The 6,167-nt window shown below is 63.5% G+C and carries 5 protein-coding genes and 1 pseudogene; 4 read left to right on the forward strand and 2 right to left on the reverse strand.

Going from position 1 to position 6,167, the window contains the following annotated elements; translation table 11 throughout:
* Window positions 1-263 (reverse strand): annotated as a pseudogene (locus tag WA702_RS09540) (VWA domain-containing protein); the annotation flags it as partial.
* A gap of 210 nt (window positions 264-473) precedes the next feature.
* On the opposite strand from WA702_RS09540, the gene WA702_RS09545 reads away from it, so the two are divergent.
* On the forward strand, window positions 474-1,316 hold the full coding sequence (locus WA702_RS09545) for an AAA family ATPase (protein ID WP_425110276.1): 843 nt from the start codon (window positions 474-476) through the stop codon (window positions 1,314-1,316).
* Window positions 1,317-1,519: 203 nt separating this feature from the next.
* Here the strand turns inward: WA702_RS09545 and WA702_RS09550 are convergent, their stop codons facing one another.
* On the reverse strand, window positions 1,520-2,659 hold the full coding sequence (locus tag WA702_RS09550; protein ID WP_425110272.1) for an MFS transporter: 1,140 nt from the start codon (window positions 2,657-2,659) through the stop codon (window positions 1,520-1,522).
* A 201-nt stretch (window positions 2,660-2,860) separates the two neighbouring features.
* Between WA702_RS09550 and WA702_RS09555 the strand changes: the two genes are divergently transcribed.
* The 3 genes from WA702_RS09555 to WA702_RS09565 all read left to right on the forward strand — a co-directional run.
* Window positions 2,861-3,424, forward strand: a complete 564-nt coding sequence (locus WA702_RS09555) for a TetR/AcrR family transcriptional regulator C-terminal ligand-binding domain-containing protein (RefSeq protein WP_425110273.1) — start codon at window positions 2,861-2,863, stop codon at window positions 3,422-3,424.
* 1,003 nt (window positions 3,425-4,427) lie between these two features.
* On the forward strand, window positions 4,428-5,381 hold the full coding sequence (locus WA702_RS09560; RefSeq protein WP_425110274.1) for a sulfonate ABC transporter substrate-binding protein: 954 nt from the start codon (window positions 4,428-4,430) through the stop codon (window positions 5,379-5,381).
* A 41-nt stretch (window positions 5,382-5,422) separates the two neighbouring features.
* A partial coding sequence (locus WA702_RS09565) for an aliphatic sulfonate ABC transporter substrate-binding protein (RefSeq protein ID WP_425110275.1) occupies window positions 5,423-6,167 on the forward strand: 745 nt, incomplete at its 3' end.

Here is a 6,167-nt window from a genome sequence, read left to right on the forward strand (position 1 = left end):
TTCTTCAGCCACTCCTCGGGAATCTCGGCCTTCTCCATCGCATCGAGCAGGCTCTCGATACCCTTGAACACCGAGCCGAACACGCGGTCGAACTTGTCGAGATTGCGCTCGTCCTTCACCAGCGCGGCGCGCGACAGATAATAGAAATTTTCCACCGACTGCTCGGCGAGGTCGGCGTCGAGCGCCTCCATCAGCGTGAGATATTCGCGCAGGGTCACGGGGACCTGCGCATCGCGCAACGATGTGAAAAATTGCAGGAACATGCCACTTAGATCGCCTGCCAAAGGGGTCGCGTCAAGGGCAGCCCAGCCCCCCTGTTCACGGGGTCTGGACCTGCCGGTTTTTTTAATTACTATTCCCCGTGAAGGCTTTATCCCCCATAACGACCGCTTGCCGCGCAGTCGGGACGATCGCTTCGCCCCTTCATTTTCGCGTATGCCGCAGCACAGAATAAACCACAGGGCATGAACCATATGAAATTTACCGGTACCCAGGACTACGTCGCCACCGACGATCTCAAGGTGGCCGTCAACGCGGCGATCGTGCTCGAACGTCCGCTGCTGGTGAAGGGCGAACCGGGGACCGGCAAGACCGTGCTGGCCGAGGAAGTGGCGAAGGCGATCAAGGCCCCGCTGCTGACCTGGCACATCAAGTCGACCACCAAGGCGCAACAGGGCCTCTACGAATACGACGCGGTGTCGCGGCTGCGCGACAGCCAGCTCGGCGATTCCAGGGTCTCCGACATCAAGAACTACATCAAGCGCGGCAAGCTGTGGGACGCCTTCACGGCGCCGGAGCGTCCGGTGCTCCTGATCGACGAAATCGACAAGGCCGACATCGAGTTCCCCAACGACCTGCTGCTCGAGCTCGACCGTATGGAATTCCATGTCTACGAGACCGGCGAGACCATCAAGGCCGCGAAGCGCCCCGTCGTCATCATCACCTCCAACAACGAGAAGGAGCTGCCGGATGCGTTCCTGCGCCGCTGCTTCTTCCACTACATCAAGTTCCCGGACACCGAGACGATGGAAAAGATCGTCGACGTGCATTTCCCCGGCATCAAGAAGCGAATGGTCGAGGAATCCTTGCGCATCTTCTTCGAGGTGCGCGACGTGCCCGGTCTGAAGAAGAAGCCCTCGACCTCTGAGCTGCTCGACTGGCTGAAGCTTTTGCTCAACGAGGACATCGGACCGGAACAGCTGCGCGAGCGTGACCCGCGCAAGCTGATCCCGCCGCTGCACGGCGCGCTGCTCAAGAACGAGCAGGACGTGCATCTGTTCGAGCGGCTGGCGTTCTTGAGCCGGCGCGAGGTGTGACGCTTTTGCTTCGTCATTGCGAGCGAAGCGAAGCAATCCAGAGCCAAGAAGGAGGTCTGGATTGCTTCGTCGCCTTCGGCTCCTCGCAATGACGGAAGCAGGAGTCGTAGGGTGGGCAAAGCGAAGCATGCCCACCGCTTTTCGTGAACTGGCAACGGTGGGCACGGCGCTTCGCGCCTTTGCCCACCCTGCGATTCCGGCGCTCAGCGCTCCGCCCTGAGCGACGCCACCAACGACATGATCGCGAGCACGATGATGACGGCGCCGTAGACATACGCGACGCTCGACAATCCGATCAGCGGCACCGAAAGGCCGGCGGCAACCGCGGGGATCGCGAACGCCAGATAGGATTGCAGGTAGAACGCCGAGAGCAACCCGGCGCGCTCGTGCGCATGCGCAGTCGGCAGCACCGCGCGCAGAATCCCCGAGAAGGTGGCGCCGAAGCCCACGCCCGCGATCATCGTGCCGCCGAGCAGCGCTGCCACATGTTGCTCGTAAATGCCGACCATCGAGACCGCGACACCGACCGGCAGCGCGCTGGTGCCGAGCAGGATCAGCCGGCGCGCCGGCCAGTGGCGGAATGCCGCGACCGCGATGGCGCCGGTCAGCATCAGGGCCGACACCACGATGCCGCCGACGAAAGGCGAGGCGACGTGCATCGCGCTCGCCACCACGGTCGGGATCAGCGACAGGTAGAAACCGCCGAGCGCCCAGGCCGCCACATTGGCCGGCGTCAAACGAGCCAGAATGGCCTTCGACTGCGAGGGAACGGCGACGTGCGGGCGCAGCGAGGCCCACGCACCTTGTTTCGGCGTGCAGCTCTCCGGCATGAACCAGAGAGCTATGAGCATCAGCACCGTGAAGCCGAGCAGCACATAATAGACGACGTGCAGCGGATCGGGCGCAAACACGATCAGCGCCGCGGTGCCGAGCGCGCCAACGGTCAGGCCCAGGAACGCGGTGACACTGTTCAACAGCGCGCCACGCGTCCGGCTGGTGTCGAGGATCGCAGCACCAAACGCCGTGGTTCCGATGCCGACGCTGAGCCCCTGCACCATGCGCGCCGCAATGAGCTGCCCCACCCCGCTGGCCTCGGCGAAAATCAGCATCGCCGCAGCGTTCACCAGCAGCGACGCCAGGATCACCGGCCGGCGCCCGACATAGTCGGACAAGCCGCCAACGGTCAGCAGCGCAGCGAGCAGGCTGACGACATAGCTGGCGAAAACGACCGTGATCCAGAACGGCGTCAGATGCATCGACTGCTGGTACAGATGGTACAGCGGCGTCACCGCGCTGCTGCAGGCGCCGATCAGCATCGCGCCGGCGAAGCTGTAGGACGTCATGACTCCCAGCGAGACCGATCGGGCCGGCGCCTCGCGCGCTGGCGCAACTTCGACCGCTGGAGCCGCGGCTTGAGCTTGATAAGCTTGCATAGGCGCTCCTAAAGCTAATATATTGCCTTAAGGATAAGTGAGCGACGGTACTAAAGCAAATCTTTTGCTTTAAGGCTGCCCTGCTTTTTCGCATGGCAAGGGAGCAGGACGGTGGCGGTCAAGGAGCTGATAAGGGCCGGCGGGCGCAGCGCCCGCATTCAAAGCGCCGTCCATGACGCGGTGAACCGCCTGAGCAAGACCACCGCCCGGGATGCGCTGACGGTGCCGCAGATCGCCACTGAAGCGGGCGTGACCCCGTCGACCATCTACCGCCGCTGGGGCGACCTGCCCGCGCTGCTGGCCGACGTCGCGGTCGAGCGTCTCCGGCCGATCGGCGAACCCGAGGACACCGGCTCGGTCGCCAGCGACCTGCGCGCCTTCATCGAGCAATATGCGGAAGAAATGTCCTCGCCGGTCGGCCAGGCCCTGATGCGCGACGTGCTGTCGCCCTCCGGCGAAAGCTTCCCGGGCCAATGCTGCACGTTTACGCGCACCCATCTCGAAACGATCGTGGCGCGGGCGCAGGCGCGCGGCGAGGCAATTTTCGATATCGAAGAGGTCATCGATCACGTGGTGGCGCCGATCGTCTATCACATCCTGTTCGGCGACCGCGCGATGACGACGGCCTATTGTCGTCAGTTGCTGGCACGGCTGCGGTCGCTACCGATGGCATGACGTCGATACGTCATTGCGCAGCGCATCGTGCCGAAGCAATGCAGATGGGCGCACGCGATGCTGGATTGCTTCCGCCGTCGCCCTTCGGGCTATGGCGGACAGGTCGCAACGCTCGCGATGATGATCTGGAGACATAGGGGCACCTTCTCGCAGCGCGTGGCGCCCGAGTGTTGCGTCAGCCGATGCCCTCAAAAAACGAGAGGGCGCAGGGAAGGCCGGGAGCTCGCCGCTCCCATGGCCCCCGTGCGTAAGTAATGCACGGGGTAGGAACCACAGGATCGGCCGAGACATCCCGGCCTTCCCTGCGCGAATGGGTTACGGCTTATACGCGCTCTCCTCAGGGATCGGCTTTCTTGCCCCTGTCGCTCACGACGCCCGTCAAAAGCATCACGAACTTGGCCTCAGCACCGGGAGGCCAGGACCACACGACTTCACCGTCCGTGCCGGCCGCGCTCGTCCAGCGCAGCTTCCACGTCCATCGCAGCCCGCCTCCACGTTCGTGACGACGCGTACGTCCCTCTGCACGAGGCGGGATGTGCATTGATTATCATGATTTACGAAAAAAAGAAAGAAAAAAATCTGGCGTCACTGCGACACAAGTCATGTCGCATTGAAAACGTTCATCAACTTCGCATTTCGACGCATCATATTCATCTGCGTCGTCCGGATGAGCGCGGCGACATCCGTCGCAAATTTCATGTGCTTCGCTGCGCCCCCACAACGATGTCGTTCGGCTCGATGACGGGACGACACCCGATATGCGGCAGCACTTTGCGGCTATTTCTACGTGCGCGTATTCGCACAACAACAATCGTCCCTGCCTGCTGATTTCTTTGGAATTCAATTTCGACGGTCCTCCGATATATCGGCTTGCGGTCTTGGGTTGGCGCTTTGCTCTCAACTGCGATCGCGGGCCGGCAGCGCGCATCATCGTACGCGGACGGCCGATCATCCTCTCGCTGCGGATCACGACCGCAGCGAAAACATTCGGGACATCTCGATCATGATCGATCGCCGCCAATTCCAACTGATCGCCGCTGCACTCATGCTGGGCAGCGGTATCAGTGCGAGGCCTGCACGCGCCGACAGCAAGACGTTCCGGGTCGCGTTTCAAAAGGGAGCGGGCAACCTGATCTTCCTGAAGGAGCGCGGCATCCTGGAGCGCAAGCTAGCGCCGATCGGCTGGTCGGTGACGTGGACGGAGTTTCAGGCCGGCCCTCAACTGCTCGAATCGCTGAATGTCGGGGCCACCGATTTCGGCTTGGTCGGGGAAGCGCCACCGATCTTCGCGCAGGCCGCAGGCGCCGACATCGTCTATGCCGGCTATGAGCCGGCGTCGCCGAAAAACGAGGCCATCATCGTCCCCAAGGACAGCCCGATCAGGACGGTGGCAGATCTCAAGGGCAAGCGCGTCGCGCTCAACAAGGGATCGAACGTCAACTATCTGCTGGTCCGAGCGCTGGAAGCCAACGGCCTCACCTATCACGACATCGTGCCGGCCTACCTCGCGCCCGCGGATGCGCGCGCCGCATTCGAGCGCGGCTCGGTGGATGCCTGGGTGATCTGGGACCCCTACTACGCTGCAGCCGAAATCGCTCTCAATGCGCGATTGGTCGTCGACGGGACCGGTCTCGCGCCGAACGTCTCCTTCTACATGGCCTCGCGTGCGATCGCCGAGCAGAACCCGCAGGTGCTGAAAGCCGTGCTCGGCGCAGTCGACGAGATCGACGGCTGGATCCGCGACAATCGCCATCAATATGCGGTGGAGCTTGCTCCGAAGGTCGGCCTGTCGGCCGATGTCATCGAACGTTCCGTCAACCGCGACGAGATCGGAGCTCGCCCGATCGACGCGGCCACGCTGGAAGGCCAGCAGAAGATCGCCGACGCTTTTGCCGAACTCGCGCTCATTCCCGAGCGGCTCAAGGTCACCGACGCCGCATGGCGGGTCGGGCAATAGGCCGGCACGCCCGTCACTCTCACCACCGAAGGACATCCGACATGACGATCAAGACCGTGCGGTGGCTCTCGCTCGCCGCGACTTTGCTTGTCGGCGCTTTCGCCGCCGGACACGCCGAGGCGGCCGACAAGGTGGTGCGCATCGCGCATCAGAAGCTGAGCACGCTGGCGCTGTTGCGCACGACCGGGCAACTGGAGGAGAAGCTGAAGGCGCTCGGCTACAAGGTGACGTGGACCGAGTTTCCGGCGGGGCCGCAACTGCTGGAAGCGCTGAATGTCGGCGCGGTCGATTTTGGCCATACCGGCGAGGCGCCGCCGGTGTTCGCGCAGGCGGCCGGCGCCAACCTGCTCTATGTCGGCTATGAACCGAGCTCGCCGACCAGCGAAGCCATTCTCGTCCCCAACGGCAGCGCGATCACATCCGTCGCCGATCTCAGGGGCAAGCGCGTCGCGCTCAACAAGGGTTCCAACGTGCATTACCTGCTGGTCCGCGCCCTGGAGCAGGCCGGCCTGCGATACAGTGATATCAAGCCGGTGTTCCTGCCGCCCGCCGACGCGCGCGCCGCCTTTGTCGCGGGCTCGGTCGATGCCTGGGTGATCTGGGACCCGTTCCGCGCCGCTGCCGAGGCCACCGCCAACGCGCGGACGTTGCAGGACGGCACGGACCTCGTCGCCAATCATGAATTTTATCTGGCCTCGAAACCCTTTGCGACGGAGAATCCGCAAGTCGTCGCGGCGGTCCTCGCCGCGGTGGCCGAGGAAGGCGAACGCATCAACCACGCCATTC

Source organism: Bradyrhizobium sp. (genome assembly GCF_049798375.1).
Classification (GTDB): domain Bacteria; phylum Pseudomonadota; class Alphaproteobacteria; order Rhizobiales; family Xanthobacteraceae; genus Bradyrhizobium.

Bases quoted from the DNA above. Each gene is read 5' to 3' on its own strand.
- WA702_RS09550 (WP_425110272.1), bottom strand. From the start codon at position 2,659: ATGACGTCCTACAGCTTCGCCGGCGCGATGCTGATCGGCGCCTGCAGC.
- WA702_RS09545 (WP_425110276.1), top strand. From the start codon at position 474: ATGAAATTTACCGGTACCCAGGACTACGTCGCCACCGACGATCTCAAG.
- WA702_RS09560 (WP_425110274.1), top strand. From the start codon at position 4,428: ATGATCGATCGCCGCCAATTCCAACTGATCGCCGCTGCACTCATGCTG.